The sequence below is a fragment of the Paludibacillus litoralis genome (assembly GCF_037646705.1).
In the GTDB taxonomy this organism is placed as follows: Bacteria; Pseudomonadota; Alphaproteobacteria; order Rhodobacterales; family Rhodobacteraceae; genus Pikeienuella; species Pikeienuella litoralis.
In genome coordinates, this window is sequence record NZ_JBBHER010000013.1 from 1 (window position 1) to 17,127 (window position 17,127).

The 17,127-nt window shown below is 65.0% G+C and carries 16 protein-coding genes and 1 pseudogene; 1 reads left to right on the plus strand and 16 read right to left on the minus strand.

The window, feature by feature from the left end:
- The 10 genes and pseudogenes from WG921_RS17425 to WG921_RS17470 form a co-directional block, all read right to left on the minus strand.
- A pseudogene (locus tag WG921_RS17425) lies at positions 1-268 on the minus strand (MotA/TolQ/ExbB proton channel family protein); the annotation flags it as partial.
- 24 nt (positions 269-292) lie between these two features.
- Complete coding sequence (locus tag WG921_RS17430) at positions 293-601, minus strand: antibiotic biosynthesis monooxygenase family protein (RefSeq protein ID WP_340110539.1); 309 nt, start codon at positions 599-601, stop codon at positions 293-295.
- The gene (locus WG921_RS17435; protein ID WP_340110540.1) at positions 586-1,392 is read right to left on the minus strand and encodes an ATP-binding cassette domain-containing protein; all 807 of its coding nucleotides are present in this window, start codon (positions 1,390-1,392) and stop codon (positions 586-588) included. Before WG921_RS17435 ends, WG921_RS17430 begins: the two co-directional genes overlap by 16 nt.
- Positions 1,385-2,431: a FecCD family ABC transporter permease gene (locus WG921_RS17440; RefSeq protein WP_340110541.1), complete on the minus strand. Its 1,047-nt coding sequence runs from the start codon at positions 2,429-2,431 to the stop codon at positions 1,385-1,387. The genes WG921_RS17435 and WG921_RS17440 overlap by 8 nt, the downstream gene beginning before the upstream one ends.
- A 3-nt stretch (positions 2,432-2,434) precedes the next feature.
- The gene (locus WG921_RS17445) at positions 2,435-3,280 is read right to left on the minus strand and encodes a heme/hemin ABC transporter substrate-binding protein (protein ID WP_340110542.1); all 846 of its coding nucleotides are present in this window, start codon (positions 3,278-3,280) and stop codon (positions 2,435-2,437) included.
- Positions 3,277-4,335, minus strand: coding sequence for a hemin-degrading factor (locus tag WG921_RS17450; protein ID WP_340110543.1), 1,059 nt, complete (start codon positions 4,333-4,335; stop codon positions 3,277-3,279). The genes WG921_RS17445 and WG921_RS17450 overlap by 4 nt, the downstream gene beginning before the upstream one ends.
- Before the next feature lie 11 nt (positions 4,336-4,346).
- On the minus strand, positions 4,347-6,437 hold the full coding sequence (locus tag WG921_RS17455; RefSeq protein ID WP_340110544.1) for a TonB-dependent receptor domain-containing protein: 2,091 nt from the start codon (positions 6,435-6,437) through the stop codon (positions 4,347-4,349).
- Between the two features lie 706 nt (positions 6,438-7,143).
- Positions 7,144-9,000: a TniQ family protein gene (locus tag WG921_RS17460; protein WP_340110545.1), complete on the minus strand. Its 1,857-nt coding sequence runs from the start codon at positions 8,998-9,000 to the stop codon at positions 7,144-7,146.
- Between the two features lie 31 nt (positions 9,001-9,031).
- Complete coding sequence (locus WG921_RS17465; RefSeq protein WP_340110546.1) at positions 9,032-9,172, minus strand: hypothetical protein; 141 nt, start codon at positions 9,170-9,172, stop codon at positions 9,032-9,034.
- 33 nt (positions 9,173-9,205) lie between these two features.
- Entirely contained in the window at positions 9,206-9,985 is a 780-nt protein-coding gene (locus WG921_RS17470; RefSeq protein ID WP_340110547.1) for a TniB family NTP-binding protein, read from the minus strand.
- Positions 9,986-10,573: 588 nt separating this feature from the next.
- Between WG921_RS17470 and WG921_RS17475 the strand changes: the two genes are divergently transcribed.
- Positions 10,574-10,732, plus strand: a complete 159-nt coding sequence (locus WG921_RS17475) for a hypothetical protein (protein WP_340110548.1) — start codon at positions 10,574-10,576, stop codon at positions 10,730-10,732.
- A 469-nt stretch (positions 10,733-11,201) separates the two neighbouring features.
- Here WG921_RS17475 and WG921_RS17480 read toward each other — a convergent pair whose 3' ends face one another.
- The 6 genes from WG921_RS17480 to WG921_RS17505 all read right to left on the minus strand — a co-directional run bounded on the left by WG921_RS17480 (position 11,202) and on the right by WG921_RS17505 (position 16,853).
- The gene (locus WG921_RS17480) at positions 11,202-11,456 is read right to left on the minus strand and encodes a hypothetical protein (RefSeq protein ID WP_413788606.1); all 255 of its coding nucleotides are present in this window, start codon (positions 11,454-11,456) and stop codon (positions 11,202-11,204) included.
- A gap of 236 nt (positions 11,457-11,692) precedes the next feature.
- Positions 11,693-13,015: an APC family permease gene (locus WG921_RS17485; protein WP_340110549.1), complete on the minus strand. Its 1,323-nt coding sequence runs from the start codon at positions 13,013-13,015 to the stop codon at positions 11,693-11,695.
- Between the two features lie 327 nt (positions 13,016-13,342).
- Positions 13,343-14,050, minus strand: a complete 708-nt coding sequence (locus tag WG921_RS17490; protein ID WP_340110550.1) for a TVP38/TMEM64 family protein — start codon at positions 14,048-14,050, stop codon at positions 13,343-13,345.
- A 232-nt stretch (positions 14,051-14,282) separates the two neighbouring features.
- Entirely contained in the window at positions 14,283-15,809 is a 1,527-nt protein-coding gene (locus WG921_RS17495) for a multicopper oxidase domain-containing protein (protein ID WP_340110551.1), read from the minus strand.
- A gap of 11 nt (positions 15,810-15,820) precedes the next feature.
- Positions 15,821-16,207 carry a DUF302 domain-containing protein gene (locus tag WG921_RS17500; protein ID WP_340110552.1) on the minus strand — a complete coding sequence of 129 codons (387 nt, stop codon included), beginning with the start codon at positions 16,205-16,207 and terminating at the stop codon, positions 15,821-15,823.
- Positions 16,208-16,379: 172 nt separating this feature from the next.
- Positions 16,380-16,853, minus strand: a complete 474-nt coding sequence (locus WG921_RS17505) for an EF-hand domain-containing protein (protein WP_340110553.1) — start codon at positions 16,851-16,853, stop codon at positions 16,380-16,382.
- Between the last annotated feature and the right edge of the window lie 274 nt (positions 16,854-17,127).

Genomic DNA, 17,127 nt, shown 5'->3' on the forward strand with positions numbered 1-17,127 from the left:
CGCCGTCCCCCGCCAGCGCCGCGTCCACCGCGAGGCGCGCCCAGCGCCGCGACCACGCCCCCATCAGAAAAAGACGCCACGCCTTCCAGAGCGCAAGAGCCGCCGTCGCGACCGAAAGAGCCCCGATCGCCCAGATCGCGGGGCCGCCAAGATGGAGAAAATCCACCGTCCGCGTGAGAAGATCGCCGCCCTGGGCGACGATCGACGGATCCGCGCCAAGCGGATCCGGCATCCGCCCCGGCGGCGAAGTGTCGATTGTTTCATCCATCGGCGGATCTCCGGCGCTTCAGGCTCACGCGCCCGGCACGGCTTCGAAACCTTCGAATTTCGGATGCCCGCGACAGAGAGAGCCGGCGTCGCCCGCCTTCGCATGCGCGAGGCGGAATTGCTCGGAGTCCCGCCACGCGATGAAGTCCGCCTCGTTCGCCCACACCGTGTGCGACGCGTAGAGCGTTTCATCCTCGGTCTCGGCGCCGCGGAGAAGATGAAAGGTCCTGAAGCCGGGCATTTCATTCAGCCGGCCCTTGCGGTTCCGCCAGACCTCCTCGAACGCGGCCTCGCGGCCCTTGACGACGCGGAAGCGATTCATCGCGATATACATGAGCAGTCTCCTTCTTTTCCTGCATGGAGCGGGGTGATTGAAAGCGCGCCCATGACGGGCGCGACGTGAACGGGAAGGCCGTAAACCGCGGAAAGCCGCTCCGCGGTCAGCGTCTCGGCGGTCGGCCCGATGAAGAGAAGGCGCCCCTGGACCATCAGGGCCACCCTGTCGGCGAGGGCGGCGGCGAGGTTGAGGTCGTGAAGAACCGCGAGCACGCCGGCGCCGCCGCGCGCCGCCGCGCGGGCGGCCCTGAGGACCGCGCCCTGATGCGCGAGATCGAGGCTCGCCGTCGGCTCGTCGAGGAGGAGCCAGCCGCCGGCGCCGAGGGCGCGCCCGGCGTGATGCTGCGCGAGCGCCCGCGCCATGTGGCCGCGATGGCGCTCGCCGCCGGAAAGCCGGTCGAGAGGCCGGGAGCCGAGCGCGGCGAGCCCGACCGCGCCGAGCGCCTCCTCGACGATCCTGCGCTTCGCCGCCTCGTCGATCTCCGGCGGGATGGCCAGCGCCACGAGATCCGCGAGCGGGAATGGCGCGGCGCTTTCCGGCGCCTGCTCCAGAACCGCGCGGCGCCGGGCGAGCGCGCCCGGGGTCAGGCGGGCGGGATCGACGCCATCGATCTCGACAAAGCCGGAGGTCGGGCGGAGCGCGCCGGACAGGCAGGCGAGAAGGCTGGACTTTCCGGCCCCGTTCGGCCCGATCAGCGCCAGGACCTCCCCCGGCCTGACCGAGAGATCGACAGCGTCAAGCGCCTGCGCGCCGCCGAGGGTCAATGAGAGAGACCGCGCTTCAAGCAAGGATCCGTCTCCGCGCCCTGAGCAACAGCCAGAGGAAAAACGGCCCGCCGATCAGGCTGGTCGCAAGGCCGATCGGCGGCTCCGCCGGCGGCGCGACGAGGCGAACGCCAAGATCGGCGACAAGCACCAGCGCCACGCCGTAAAGCGCCGCCACAGGAAGCATCGCGCGATGCGACGGGCCGACGGTGAGCCGCGCGAGATGCGGCGCGACAAGACCGACGAACCCGATCGGGCCGGCCGCCGCCGTCGCCGCGCCGACGCCGAGCGCGGTGGCGAGCGCGGCGCGGCGCTTCAGCCGCTCGACATCCACGCCGACATGGAACGCGGCGCGCTCCCCGAGCTGCATCAGGTCGAGAGAGCGCGCCATCTGAAAGAACAGGGGCGCGGCGGCGAGCGCGAGAATGAGCGTCACTCCGGCGACGGTCCAGTCCGCGGCGCCCAACCCGCCCATGCTCCAGAACGTCAGCTCGCGCAATTGGCGGTCGTCGGAGACATAGATCAGGAGCCCGATCACGGCGCCGGCGATCGCGTTGATCGCGACGCCGGCGAGGATCAACGTCGCGACGGAGGTCTCGCCCGCGCGCCGGGCCAGCGCGAAGAGCAGCGCGATGACCAGACCCGCGCCAAGGAAAGCCGCCGCCGGCAGGAGATAGGGGCGAAGCGCCTCGGGCGTCTGCAGGGAAAGCGCGCCGCCAAGCACGATGACCGACACCGCGCCGACGGCGCCGCCCGCCGTGACGCCGATCAGCCCCGGATCGGCGAGCGGATTCCGCAATATTCCCTGCAACGCGGCGCCGGAAAGCGCCAACGCCCCGCCGACCACGACGCCAAGCGCGAGACGGGGCGCCCGGATCTGCTGAACGATCGCCGCATCCATCGGCGCGCCGCCGCCAAAAGCCGCCGCGACCACCCGGTCGGGCGCGATCGTCACCGGGCCGAGCGCGAGCGCCGCCAGAGCCAGCGCGCCGACCAGCGCGATCAGCAACGCCGTCGCGGACGGGCGCGCGACGCATGTGCGAAAAAGGACGCCGGCGGACATGCCTCAAAGCCCTCCGAGGGCCGCGCCGGGATGCAGCGCGCGCGCCAGCGCCGCGATCGCCGCCGGGGTGCGGGGGCCGAAGCCGAGCAGCAGCATGTCGTCCATCTCGACGCCGCGTCCCGCGCGGCCGGCGGGGGTGAGGGCGAGATCCGGCCGCGCCAGCACCGCATCGAGCCCGCCTGACGCCTCCGCCCGCCCGGCCATCATCAGAACCACATCCGGCGCGGCTGCGATCAGCGCCTCCCGGCTCATCGGCTTGTAACCGCTGAAGGCGGCGGCGGCGTTGCGCCCCCCCGCGAGACGGATCATCTCGTCCGCGCTGGTCTCCGCGCCGCCGACAAGGGGCGCGCCGCCCTGAAGCTGCAGGATGAAAAGCACGCGCGGGCGCGCGCTCAGCCCGGCGATCTCGGCCGCGACGGCCGCGATCTTCGCCTCCACCTCGGCGGCGAGCGCCTCGGCCCGGGCGCTCTGGCCGAGCGCCCGGCCCATGAACCGGATCTTCTCCGGGACGCCAGGGGCGCCTGGCGTGTCGGGCGCATGGGCGATGTCGACGCCCGCCGCCTCGATCTGCTTCAGCGCGACGGCCGGGCCCGCATCGGCGGCGACAAGAAGGAGATCGGGCGAAAGCGACAGCACCCCTTCCGCCGAAAGGCTGCGGAGATAGCCGATCTGGGGCAGGTCGGTCGCCGCCTCCGGATAGGTGGATGTCGTGTCGACGCCGACGATGCGGTCGCCCGCGCCGAGCGTGAAGGCGATCTCGGTCAGATCGCCGCCGGCGACGACCACGCGGCTCTCCGCCGCGGCTGACGACGCAAGAAGCGCCAGCGCAAGAGCGAGCGCGCGCCTCACGCCCGCCCCTCCGCGGCCCGGTGCGCGAGGGCGCGCCACTCCTCCCGCTCGGTCGCCCCCGGCGCGCGGGCGCCGAAGAACTGGCAAACCATCTCGCCGTCGGCGTCGAACAGCTCAAGCGAGGTGATCGGCCCGCGGAGCTTCGTCGGCTTCGTCACCAGCCAGGTGGAGGCGACCCGATCGCGCCGCAGATGCAGGTTGAAATCAGGGTCCAACACATTGAGCCACGGCCCCATCTCGACGATGCGGCGGACCGGACCGGAAAAGATCTGGACGCAGCCCCGGTTGCCGACGAAGCACATGATCGCGAGCTCCGCCGCCGCCGCCTCTTCCAGCATCGTCTGCGCCGCGCCCTCATCGGCGCGGCGCGCGAATTCCGGGCCGGCGAGACGGAGCGCCTGTTCCCGCGCCGCGCCCGTCTTCGACAGCAGTTTGTGAAAATCATGGGAATGTTCGAGCGCGGACCATCCCGCGCGGAGCGCGGCGAGGTCGATCTCGTCATCCGCGCGCGCCTTGGCAGGAGCGCGGGAGGAAAAGACGGCGGGCGGCGCGGCGCGGCCGGCGCCCATCTCCGCCGCGAGCCGCGCCCAGGCCGACATGTCGGTCTCGTCCATCGCATAGATTTTCAGGACGGCGCCGCCCGCGTCATCGAAGATCTGGAAGGACCGGCGCAGACCCGAGCGGGTCTCCTCCTCAAGGAGGTAGCCGGCGCGCCAATTGCGATAGAACAGCCGGAGATCCAGCGGCCCCGTGACTTGCCCGATCGCGCCCGCGCCCGCGACTTCCCCCGCGGTCCCCTTGGTCTCGTGCACCGCGGCGTCATTCCGCGTCAGGGTCATCACCCGCCCCAGATCGGGGAGCGCCGCCATCAGGCGCGCGAAGTCCGGGCCCGATGGGGCGAGCCGATGGACGCCGGCCCCGACACGCGCGTCGACCAGCGCCCCTTCGGAGACGCCGAGCTCTTCGGCCACATCGCGCGCGCGCGCGGCCGGGTTTTCGGATTTTATGGCCCGCCACGTTTCCGCGAGCGTTGAGTGGGCGTCGGTTCGGGTCATGATGCTCCCTCTCAGAATCGCAGGGTCGCGGACAGTTTCGCGGCGATCCCGAGGCTGTTCAGGCCGGAGGGATGCACGCGATACTTCTTGTCGGTGACGTTATCGACGCCGGCGTGGAACACCGCTCCCTTGAACGGGCCTTCGGCCGGCGCGTAGGTCGCGAAGACGTCGAACACCGCCGCGCCGTCCACCGGCGCCACGCCGACGGGAAGATCGCCGGGACCGAGCTTTCGCAGGAGGGTCGCGCGGGCGCCGATCTCGAGCCCGTCCATCGGCCGGAATCCGCCGGTCGCCACCAGCCGGTCCTGCGGCAGGGAGGCGAGCTCGCCGCCATTCCGGTCGGACCCGCGCGGAAGGGTCAGGCCGAGGCCGAGGAACCAGTCGCCCGCGTCATAGGCGGCTTGCGCCTCGAGCCCGAAAAGCTCCGCATCCACATTTCGGCTCGTCGTCGTCCCGCCGACCTCGAACTGGCCGGAGACCGGATTGAAGACGCCGGCGCCGAAATCCATGAAGGTGACGGTCTGCTCGATGAAGTCGTCAACCCGCGCGTAATACGCGTTCGCGGAAAACGTCAGCCGGTCGGAAGGTTGAGCGACGCCGAATGTCTCGTAGCGGCCGCCAAATTCGAAGGCGAGAGACTTTTCCGGCTTCAGGTCCGGGTTCGCCACGAACTGGTTGACCCCGGTGAATGTCGCCCCCGGCCCGAGGGGGAAACCCGGCTGCGAAAAATGAACGCCCTGCGGATAGAGCTCCGTGAGCGAGGGCGACCGGAATGAGCGGGAGGCCGAGGCGAAAAATTGCATTCCCTCCGCCGGCCGCCACGAGAGCGCCAGCTTCGGCGAAGCCTGAAGATCGCTGGAGCCGGACTGAGGGCCGTCCGGGTCGGTCCGCACATGATCGAGCCGCATCCCCGGAATCAGCGTCAACTCCGGCGTGAGCCCGATTTCCGCCTGAGCGAAGGCCGCGAGGAAGGTCTGATCCGCGTCCGGCGTCTGCGCCCGCGTCGCCCCGTCCCGCGTCGCCTCCTGCCGATCCCTGTAGGCTTCGACGCCATAGGAGAGCGAAACCGGAAGGCCAAGGTCGAACCGGCTGATATTGGTCGCCTCGAACCCGATCGTCTCGAAATCCGACTCGTCGAACCGGCCGTCGAAAAGCCGGTCCTCCTCGACATCTGTCTTGTTATAATAAAACAGGGTCTTGAGATTGATCATCCCGTCGCCCGCGTCCCAGTCCCAGCCGAGCCGGAACGTCTGGTTCGTGAGATCGCGGTCCACCGTGGAGGTGGGGGAGCCCTGAACATTGGTGTTCGGCGGCGTGTCGCCGCGATCCTGATAGCGCTGATACGCGGCCTCGATCCGATGGCCCGGCGCCAGGTTCCAGCCGAGTTTCAGGAGCCCGCTGAAGGAATCGATATCGCTGTCGATGATCGCATCGCCGGCGCCGTCTTTCTGGTCGGAAAAACGTGGGCGCGCCGAGATGAAGCCGAGAATGTCGAGATCGCCCTCGCGCGCCGCCACCGTCGTCGCGCCGAGAAGCTCGTCCCCTTGAGAATTGTATCCGAGCGTGAACTCGCCGGCGCGCGTCTCGTCGGGGCCGAGCACGTCGTCCGCGTCCTTCGTATCGAGAAAGATGACGCCGCCGAGCGCGCCCGAACCGAACAGTGTCGAGGCGCCGCCCTTCAGCACCTCCACATTTTTCAGAATCAGCGGATCCGTGAAAAAGCGCCCGCGATGCGCGAGGTTGAACGTCTGGCGCGCCCCGTCGACCCTGAGCACGACCTGCTCATCCTGAAACCCCCGTATGTTCGGCTCCTGGCTCGCCCCGCGGGGGCCGCCGTCGATGGTGACGCCGGGCAGATCGCCGATCAGCTCCTCGTAGGTCGACGCCTGACGGCGCTCGATCTCGTCTACGCCGAGCACGCTCACGGCGTTCGGCGTGTCGAGCAGCGCCCGCTCGTCCCGCGCGCCGCCAAAGACGGTGATTTCCGGCATCACGATCGCGCCGGCCTCATCCGCTTGCTGCGCGGCGGCCGGAATGGGGGCGCCGGGAATCGACCCCGCCGCCAACACGCATCCAGCCAAACCCATTCTCGTGAAAGACATTTCGCCCACCCTCCAGAATCCAGACTTCATCGCGACTGGAAGGCTTCCTGGCGCCGAACGGCGAGCCGTCGGGCTTGGTGGCGTCGTGCGATGACGGGCGATCGCTATTAAAGTTTACTAAATCAGTCAAGTTAAATGATGGGAGATTTCCGGCTTCAGAACCGCCGTCGCTCCCGGCCGTGGAGAGGCGCGCGCCAAGGGTCGGTTCCGGGGCCGGCGGCCCGCCAAAGAGCCCCTTTCGGCGACGCCAGGACGACCACGGCCTCGTCGGACCGCCGCACGCATCGCGGCGATGACGCGGAGACCGGCGCGCGAACGCCGGCGCTTCAAGACCTGCGCCCGGGCGCGGCGAATCCGACCGCGGACCGGCCCGACGCGCCGGAGCCTTCAAGGGGGCGCAAGCGCGTCAGGCCCGTCTCGCCCCGCCGTCAGAGCGGACCCTTTCCCACGCCGATACCCCCAAAAAGCGCAATTGACGCGTGGCGTCACACCTGGCTGTGATGCCAAGCATCAATTGAACATTTGATCTCACAAAAACCCTTGTTTTTAAGGCGATAAGCTTGCGGTCGGCGGCCGACTTGCACTTTTTGCGGCCAAAATATGCACGTTGAATCTTATGCTGATCGGCGATCGTTGGCGGGCAAAGAAAAAGGCCGCCCGAATGGACGGCCTTTGTGAAGGTTGTCGAATGTGACGGGAGCTACATTTATGCCGCCATCGCGGATGATTTTGGCGCGAACTTCGGCGGCAGACGATCCGGCAGATAGAGATCGACTCCTATCGTCGCGGCGGGAAACGTCGGAACGACACGGGCGCGTTTTAATGATTTGCTGACTGACGCGATATCGACTTCCATGGCGTTGGCTATTCGCCGGGCGGTCACATAGGTCGCGCGAAAGCGCTCAGCCGCTTCCGGCGCGATCCGCCGGAATTCATGTCGGCCATTCACACCCTGAACGCGCGTCGACGGCAAGGCGGCGCGATATTCGTCGTCGTCGAGGATCGCCCAGACGGTGCGCGCCGGAAGGCGCATCATTGATGCGGCGGCCGATGGCGACAGTCCGATCATGACCCGCCCGATCTTCCGGCCGACCTCCCTTGCATCGACCCGCAATGCCGCGATCCCGCTTTCGGATCGCAGCATGAAGATGTGCGACAGATACCCGCCAAGGATCAGATGGAGGATGTCCACGCATGGGGCCTTCACCTTTTCCGCCGCCTTGCCGATCGGGACCATTCCGGGTGGAGTCTCGTTCACCGGGCGCGCCGTCGCCGCGAGATCGGAGAGGAGCTTCTCCACGTTTTCGGCGGCGACCGCCTTATGCCTATGCCCGGGAGCGCCAGGCCGCGCCGCGATCGGCGTCAGAATGCGCTCGCCGAGCAACCCGTCGGCTTGCGGCCGGGAGCAATTCAGCGCCTTCGGCAGGGCGATCACGTGCACGATGTTGCGCGCCGAGGCCGCCACTTCCCGCCCGCGCCCGGCGTCGAACACCTGGTGGGGGCTCTCGAGGGAGATCATGTTCCGTGCGACCAGTATGTGGCGCAACGTCTTCGGATGGAGACCGCTTTCCTTCGCGAGCGACGCCACGCTGTGCAGGCGTCGCGCGGGCAGCTTCCCGCCGAGGAGAGCGGCGCCATCGGCCAGCTCGATGGTGTCGAACATGTGCTCGCGAAGGATCCGCCGGATGTCTCCGGCGTCTGTCGCCGTTTCCGGCGACGCCAGCCATTCGTAAAGCCGCCCGAACACATTCCGATACTGCGGCAGGCGGCCGGTCCCGCGGAACGCTGATTGAATCTCGTGAAGAGCGTCCCGAACACCGGATTCGCCGCGTGACGAAAACCCGAAACCGGTCCGACCGGCTCGATCCCATTCATCCGCCGTCAGGTCGCTCACACCCCGCGACGCGCCGAACTCCACCAGGACGCCGAGCAACTCGGAGACCCGCACCGTCTGTTCGAGGGTCTGGCTGTCGAGCCATTCCGGGCCGGCCGCGCCCTCAAGGCGGGAGACAGCGTAGGCCTGCATGGGAGAGACGGGGCGGGGAGACGCCTGATCGGCCAGCTTCCGCAGTTCCGCCCCGGTTTCCGGAACCCGGACGGCCAGCTCGTGAAACTGGTCGTCCCAGCATTCCCGCCGCCTGACGATCAGGGGAAGCCCATGCTTCGGGCATGTCCGCGCCACCCGCAGGGTCCATTCCAGGGGCATGTGGCGCGCGAGCGCGGGGTCGCCATTCCCAGCGTCATCCGCGAGAAGACAGGCCGGGTAAAAACACGTGTGGGGGTTCGCGAGAAAGTCGGCGGTGATGCTCTCCTTGCGGAGCGTGTAGCGCGCCTTGTCCACGGAGATCGGCGTGTTTCGGACGACTTGATCGAGATCGACGCCCGTGCGCGCGCAGAACGCCGTGATCGCGTCCAGCTTCCCGGCCGCGAATTCATGCGCCGGCACGCCCAGATACGCGAGGAACGGTTTGACCCGCCCCTTGGTATGAAACGCGGCGAGGCGCGCGGCGATGGAAAGGTGGGTTTCCTCGGGATTGAACGGCAGGTGCGGAAACAGGGTCATTGGGTTTGCTCCTATGCTGTGGAGAGAGGTCTCAGGCGGGCGTCGCCGCGGTGAGATCGATCTGAGACCAGTTCGGCGCCAGGAAGACATTCTCGTGAAAGCCGCGCTCTTCCTGCATGATCCAGGCTTCCGCGAAATGCTGGAGGTCCAGCTGGTCGGCGTCGTCCTTCAACGCGAGTTCGATCGCATGGATGATGTTCTCGATTCAGCGGCCGAACCGTTCGCGACTGGCGAAGATCAGGCGCGGGATCGGATCGGGTTCGGTCGGCGGGGCCAGGCCGGTGCGGGCGCAGAAGGTCGCGATCTGCTTGGCCAGCGCCTTGCCGTCCTTCACGTTCGAGATCGGCGGGAGTTCGATCTTGCTGTAGCGGCGCTTCACCTGGTCGTCATAGGACGCGATCCGCCACAAGGCGTCGACGCCGGTCAGGATGACGATCACGGCGCCGTCGCCCTGCATGAGCGACTTCAGCATCCGCAGCATGTCTTCGACTTCGGAGGCCGAGCGTTTTCGAAACAGATCGTGAGCCTCGTCGATCCAGAGCACCACGGCGCCGCAGCATTGGAGCCGGACCCGGACCAGTCTCCAGAGCTCCCAGGCCGATGTCCGGGAGGAGGGCGCCGGGAACCCGGTCTCGCGGATGATCTCGAGAGCGAGACTCTTCAGTGTCGCCGGGCTCGGAACCGAGGCGGCGACGATCGGCGCCGTGTTCGCACGCGGGCTGGCGAAGGCGGGGTGATGTCGCAGGTTGTGCTTCACCAGCGAGGTCTTTCCGCCTCCCGGCCCGTCGACCAGTGCGATCCCGCGGGTCTCGCCCGTTTCGGTGAAGGTGACGGGGCGGGGCAGGAGGGCGCCATGCTCATCGCATTTGAGCAGGCGGTCGAGGTGGCTGAGGAACAACTGATCCCTCGGCGTTCCCACATAGGTGTTGCGCAGATCATCCAGGATGGTCTGGATCTCGAATTTGGTTTTTCGCGGCCTGGTCATTGTTCCGGTCTCGTTTGCTCTCGTATCGGCCCCGTCATCACTCGGCTCATCCGCAGTTCTGATCGGCGCCCAAGAGAGACGTGCTGCTGTCCCGCCGGCGACGGAAATATTATTCTCGAAGTTTCTTTCGGCGGGACCCGAGGCCGAAGGCGCGGCCTGAGCGCCGGTGACGAACTCGGCCCCGCATCCGGCGCTCGGACTGATCGCTTCGGTGGGATCAGCGGCGCGCATGGCGAGGCGGATCTTCAGACAATCTTTCATTCTGCGGAGAACCTGTTTCGACCAGTGCTGCGCGATCGAACCCTGGCGCTTCATCGCCTCGCCGACGCCGTTCCCAGCGCCGCGGCGGTCCGAAAACCGTCCCATGCTTCTGGGTGAGATCCGACGCGCCGCGTTTGGTGCGAAAGGCGACGTGACGCCCTCGGTCATGTCTCTTTGCATCGCCGATCCGTCCTTCTGGTCAGGCCTGTCGGTTGTCGGGCGGCTCTCCGTGTCGTCCGCCCATGACCCCGAGGCTCTGGCTCCTCGCGGACCGCATCAAATCCGCTTGATCAGGAGGTTGGCCCTTTTCGGAAAGGACGAAGGGAAGTGTTCAGAAATATTTTTATGGCGCTATTTTGCCTGAGAGATCTGAAAAGGCTGGTCGCCATCGGGTCAATTCAAAATGCTGATGTGAACGCTCTGCGTTGCTGGCGCGCTGCCGCCGGCAGGCTGCCCGACGACTTCCAAACAGCGGCGGATGCATGATTAACGCGAGCGGATGTTCTTGGAGCCTTGGTGCAAATGCCTTTTTCAGATCGCGCTATCACCAATCATGATCCTGACGACATCTGATGGTTCGGATGCGGGCGAGACCCTGCTGGAAGGGCTGGTGGTGGCGGAGGGGCTCCACCCTCGTTTTGCATGAGAGTCTCTGGCGGCATGGAAGGGTGGGCTGGTGGCCGAGACGGAGGCCGCCAGATTCCTATCAGTTCAGATTGTCGGGCTGATCCGAAACAACGATGTCACCTTGCCCTTCGATCCCATGCCCACATTTGGCATGATTGAGATCGACACCGCATGCGCTCGTCGTCTTTGGGTCGCCGACCCGCAACTGGGAGCGGCGCTCACGAGATCCGCAATCCGAAGGTCGCGCGGTCACCGGTCGTTTTTGCGACGAAGGCGAGCTGCGCGCCATCCCAGTAGTATCGGAAATGATCGCCCTGGATCGGCGGCGTCACCCCGAGACACCATGTCGGTGATGTCGTCGGTAGATCGTCCACTCAGTCTTGATCATCCGTGCTTCCTTCAACCGGTGCAGGGTCGCGAACTCGGACGGCGGCCCCCGTCCGTCCAGTGGCGCGACCTGATCGAACGAGTTGATCTTCCTTTCGATCAGCGGAAGGCACTGGAAGGGATCGAAGATCATGTCCTCGCGCTCGTAGCTGCGCGGATGACGGGTAATGACCTCGCTACCGCAGCCGATGGTCACCGAGTCTGAGTCCATGAGCCGCAGTACGACGACAATCGCCAAGCAGGTCCGCGGAAAACATGGCGACAAAGCCGTCGGCCTCCGCCTTCAGCGCCGCCATCCGTATGCGCCGAGCTCCGGCGCGGGTGATCTTGGTCAGCGGGTCGATGATGGAACCACGCTGGCGGAATGTGGTGACCGTCGTATCGTCTGAAACAGGCGGATTGCCCTGGCGGTGGTCAACCTTGCTTGCATTCCTACAGGTGCGAATGAGATTGAGGCTTGACCTTGTCGCTTGGGCGATGACGCAGGAATAACCATTCAAAGGCAAAGACGACCGCCATCATTCCGAGCGAGACAAGCACAATGAGTGGGTCGCTTTGCCATTTCAACCCGGCAAAGACCGACAGCACGACGACATCCAACGCGATCGCACTGAGTATTATCCATCCAGTCGCTTTGATATCTTGCCTCAGATGGCGAAACACCCCCCATTGGATGATGATATCCATCACCAGATAGAAGAACGCGCCGAGCGAGGCGATCCGGCTGAGATCGAAAAACACCGTCAGAAAGCTGGCGATCACCACGGTGTAGACCAGCGTATGATCGCGGATCATCCCCGGCATGCCGAAATGGCTGTGGGGGATCAGCTTCATATCGGTCAGCATGGCGAGCATGCGGGAAACCGCAAAGATGCTCGCGATCAGGCCCGAGGAGGTGGCGACGATGGCTAACAGGACAGTCAGATAGAAGCCGGTCTGGCCGAGGGTCGGACCCGCAGCTTCCGCCAGGGCATAGTCCTTGGCGGCGATGATCTGCTCCAGTGTCAGATTGGATCCCACGGCGAATGCAACCAGCAGATAGACGATGACGCAGAGACCGATGGATACGATGATCGCCCGTCCGACATTGCGATGCGGCTCGGTGACTTCGGCGCCGCTGTTGGTGATCGTCGTGAATCCCTTGAACGCGAGGATTGACAGCGCTACGGACGCAATGAAGCCGGTGATTTGCGTTGATTGTTGGTCGGAAGCAGCCTCGAACGAGATGTCGCCGGCCCAGAGCGCCGCCGCCCCGAACAGCGCGATGCCGCCGACCTTGATGATGGCCATGATGATCGAAAACAGCCCGACGGATTTGTTGCCTGCGGCATTGACGAGATAGGCAAAGACGATGAGGCCCACGCCGAGTGCGGGAACCAACCAGCCGGATTGGTCAATGCCCAGACCGCGTAAGAGATACGTGGCAAAGGTTCTCGCGACGAGGCTTTCGTTGATGACCATCGAAAGCGCCATGAGGAGCGCGGCCGCCGCGGCGATGGTTGTCGGTCCATAGGCCTTTTGCAGGATCATCGCGATCCCGCCCGCCGATGGATAGGCATTGGACATCTTGATGTAGGTATAGGCGCTGAAGGCGGTCACGATCGCGCCGACTACGAAAGACAGCGGAAAGAGCGGCCCGGCGAGCTGTGCGATCTGCCCTGTCAGGGCGAAGATACCGGCGCCGATCATCACCCCGGTGCCCATTGCGATGGCGCCAGACAATGTAATGCTGTTCGCCTTATATTCGGAAGCCATCAAGCTTGATCCCTCGCCGGATCGGCATTTGTCGCTGTTTCAATCGCCTGCCCGGTCGAGCGCGCGACCCAACACATGTTACAAACCGGATCTCCCGCGGAAAGCATGTGCGGTCGGCGATAGTATCCACGATCGTCGTTCGCAGGCGTGATGTCTGCGCCGCGCCAATCCTGCCGATACCCAGTCTGCTGAAACACCGCCGGCGATTCAGGCGCATGACGGTATATGGGCGGCAAAACGACGGCGACAGAAGCACCAGCCGTTTCGCCAGAACGTCCGATGGTGTGCTTTGCGACCCAAGAACGGCCGCATCCGGGCGCGCGCCGTTCAATCATGTTGCCCACGTTTTTTACGCCAGTCGACGACTGCCACGATGACAAGAGGCGTCAATGTCAGAACGCCCAGCCCGACGGCCGCCCAGATGGCGCGCGTCGGCTCCCTGCTGACAGCTTCATTGCCGAAATGCGCCAGAACAAAACTTGCCGGAATGACGCCAGCAAGCGTCGCCACGGAAAATCTCCAGAAATGCAGACAACTCAGCCCGGCTGCATAGCTGACGATATCGAAAGAGATGAAAGGCATCAACCGACTGGCAAGAACCGTGACCGTCAGCGCGTTCTGTGATCCAAGCCAGCCTGTGTCCACCTTGTCACCCAACCACCGGGTCAGGACGTCGCGACCCAAAAACCTTGCCAGGCCGAAGGCGACAAGAGCGCCAAGCTCTGCTCCGATGACGATATAGATGGTTCCAAGTGTATGTCCGTATGCTGCGCCGGCAGCCAGCGCGATCGGCGCACTTGGAATCGGCGTGGCGACGATCGCGATCGTCATCAACGCAATGATGATGAGTGGACCCCATACTCCGGCCGCCTCGACCCAACCGGATATTCTGTCCCCGGTGAGATTTTCCAGAAACTCGGAAAGAGGACCGAAAAACCACATCGCCAGGATGATGATCAGAAGCATGCCCACGGCGATTTTCACCACCAGGCCTTTTGAAACGCCACGCGGAAAGGACAAGGTGTCAGACGACATACAGGTTGCTGAAATATGCTGGCGCGAGTCTATCGACACCAGCAAGCGCTGCGCTCGTGAACAAGCGTCCGCCCAAGACGTTCGGCCTCATTGGCATACCGTAATGCATGTGCCGGTCCTTATTCCTGGCGCAAGGCGTAATTTCATTGAGAGGCAAGGTTCACCATGACGTCATTTGCAATGTGGCGATTCCCTCAAATGGGAAGTCCAAACCCTCCTCTTCCCTGCCTGCTCAAGTCACGGCAAACTGGCCCATCATGCCGCCATCCTCGTGTTCGAGTATGTGGCGATGGAACATGAACGGCGTGTCCGTGGTTGCCGACTGATCAAACCGCACCGCGATCTCGACGCGTCCGTCCACCAGCACCGTGTCTTTCCAGACCCGATTTCGGGGCGATACCGGGCCACCATTCTCGCTCAAAACCTGGAACATCACACCATGGATGTGCAGCGGATGCGCCATCATCTGACCTTCGATTTTCCAGATTTCGGTGGCGCCCTTTCGCACGCTGAAATTCAGTCTGTCCATATCGAACGGCTGACCGTTGATGGAATGCCGGTTGCCGCTCCGTCGCATCATCCCGCCCATGCCGGTCTGGAGTGTAATGTCGCGCCGGGGCGCGTTCCGTGTATCCAAATCGGGCATTGCGCCGCCAAGATTCTCGGGCAGGCGATCGACCCGGGTGGCGCGTGTGCTGTCCACCTCGGTTGGCAGGATATCGAAGCCGGCCTCCTCCGCGCGGCCCATCATGCCACGCCCCCGCATCATGCCGCCCATCATTCCACGCTGCCCCATCATCCCACCCATCATGCCGCCATTGGGGTTCGGGCCGCTAACCAGGACATCATCGGCGCCATCGGTGAAATCAATCAGCACCTCCGCCCGCTCTCCGGGCGCCAAACGCAGTGTTTTCAGAGCCGTGGGTCGATCCAGAAAGCCCGTGTCTGTGGCGATAAGGTGCAATGACCGCCCCGCGCGTGAAGCAAGATCGTAGATTCGCGCGTTCGAGCCGTTGGGCAGCCGCAGGCGCACGATACCCCGCGGCGCCACGGCCCGTGCGTTCACCTGGCCGTTGACCAGGATCATATCGCCGGTAAGGCCCATCATCTCGTCGCGCATGCCGGGGTCGTAGATCATTCGTCCACGCCCGTCGAAACGCCGGTCCTGGATCACCAGGGTCAGGTCATCGATCCCGTATTCCGCTGGCAAACCACGCTCGTCGTCGCGTCCATCCGTCAGCTGGATGACACCGGCAAGACCCTTCTGAACATGATCCGCGGTGCGCGAGTGGGTGTGCGAATGATACCAGATTGTTGCTGGCGGCTGATTGATATCCAGTTCGATCGACCATTTCCCGTCAGGTGTGATCGGCAGGTGCGGTCCGCCATCCGCATGGCCGGGCGCCAGAAGGCCATGCCAATGCAGGGCGAATGGCTCAGTCAAAAGGTTGGTGACAGAGGCCGCAACAGCCCCGTCCGCGGCAAGTCTCAGTGTCGGTCCCAGAAACGTCTGGTCGTTAAAGCCCCAGGTTGACGAAGCGGCGCGCCCCATGAAGGCCGTCTCTCCAGCCCGCGCGATAAGGTCGAAGGCGCTGGAATAGGTCACGTCGAGCAAAGGCGGCATCTGCAGGACGCCGCCTCCGGCCCGAGCCTGGATCGGTCGCGGCAGCCCGGCGGCGAAACCGGCCGCGCTGACAGCCATCATGAGATCGCGCCGCGTCATTGTCATCGGTCGGGTCTTTTCCTCGCCGCAGCACATGTCGACTCGCCTCAGGCGGCGTCGACAGCCGCACGCATCATGTCCCGCACCTCGCCCGCGATCTTGTGCAGTTGGTCGTTGTCGATGGCCTGCATGGACGCCACCGGATCGATGGCGCTGATTTCTGTGCCGCCGTCCACCTGGCGTAAGATGACATTGCAGGGCAGCATCGCGCCAACCCGCGGCTCGATCCCGATGGCTTTGTGGGCCATCTCCGGGTTGCAGGCCCCGAGGATGCGGTAGGGCTCCATCTCAGCGTCAAGCTTCTTTTTCATCGTCGCCTTGACGTCGATCTCGGTCAGGATGCCGAAGCCCCTTTTCGCCAGCGCGTCGCGGACGCGCAATTCGGCGTCGTCGATGCCGACGTCTTTCAGGGTGCGGTCATAGGTGTAGCTCATTTCGATCTCCTTTTCGGTCACTTGGACAGATATTTGACCAGCGCCAGGATCCCGAGGACGACGAATATGATGGCGAGCAGCATCCAGACGCCGCCCATGCCGAAACCCATCATGACAACCTCCATTCACGCCCGGCGGTTCCGGCGTCGGCGTTTCGCCGACGCCGAAGGCCTCACTTATCTTTCATCCTGGCGCCGTCGCCCATTCCCGGACCACCGCCGGGCTGACCCTGCATCCGCTCCTGACTGGCGCGCATCTTCTGCATGCGTTCCATCTTGTCCGCCGGCGCGGTCAGTTCTTCGGCGGTGACGGAGCCGTCGCCGTCGGTATCGAGATGCTGGAACCGGCGCACCATCATTTTACGGATCATCGCGCTATGCAGCGGCTCGAACTCGGCGATGGAGAGAGACCCGTCGCCGTCGGTGTCGTATTCGATCAGTTTGGCCTGCAATCCTGCGCGCAGTTCTTCGGGCGTTACGACGCCGTCGCCATCGGCGTCGAACATCATCATCATTCCGCCCATCGGACCCATTCCGCCCCCCATCATGCCATCGCCCATCATGTCGCCATGCATGCGCTGCATCATGGCCATCATGCCGGACATCCCAGCCATGCCGTCCATCATGCCGGGGCCGCCATCATCCATCGCCATGCCGGCGCTGGCGTTCGGCCCGGGTTGACCTTTATGACCGTGATGGGAATCCGCGAAAGCGGTCCCGCCGACGGCGGTTGCCGCCAGCACAGTCGCCGCCAGAAGAGTTCTGCGGTTCATGATGATTGCCTCGTGAGTTGGTTGCGATGGATCACATATGGCGATGTCAGGCCGTAATATAACGCCCGGCGAGCAGCGGATTTGTATCGCTCGGTCGCAATCGCCGTCTCTGTTACATTCCGTGACAAATCTCTTCGGGAAAGCGGCT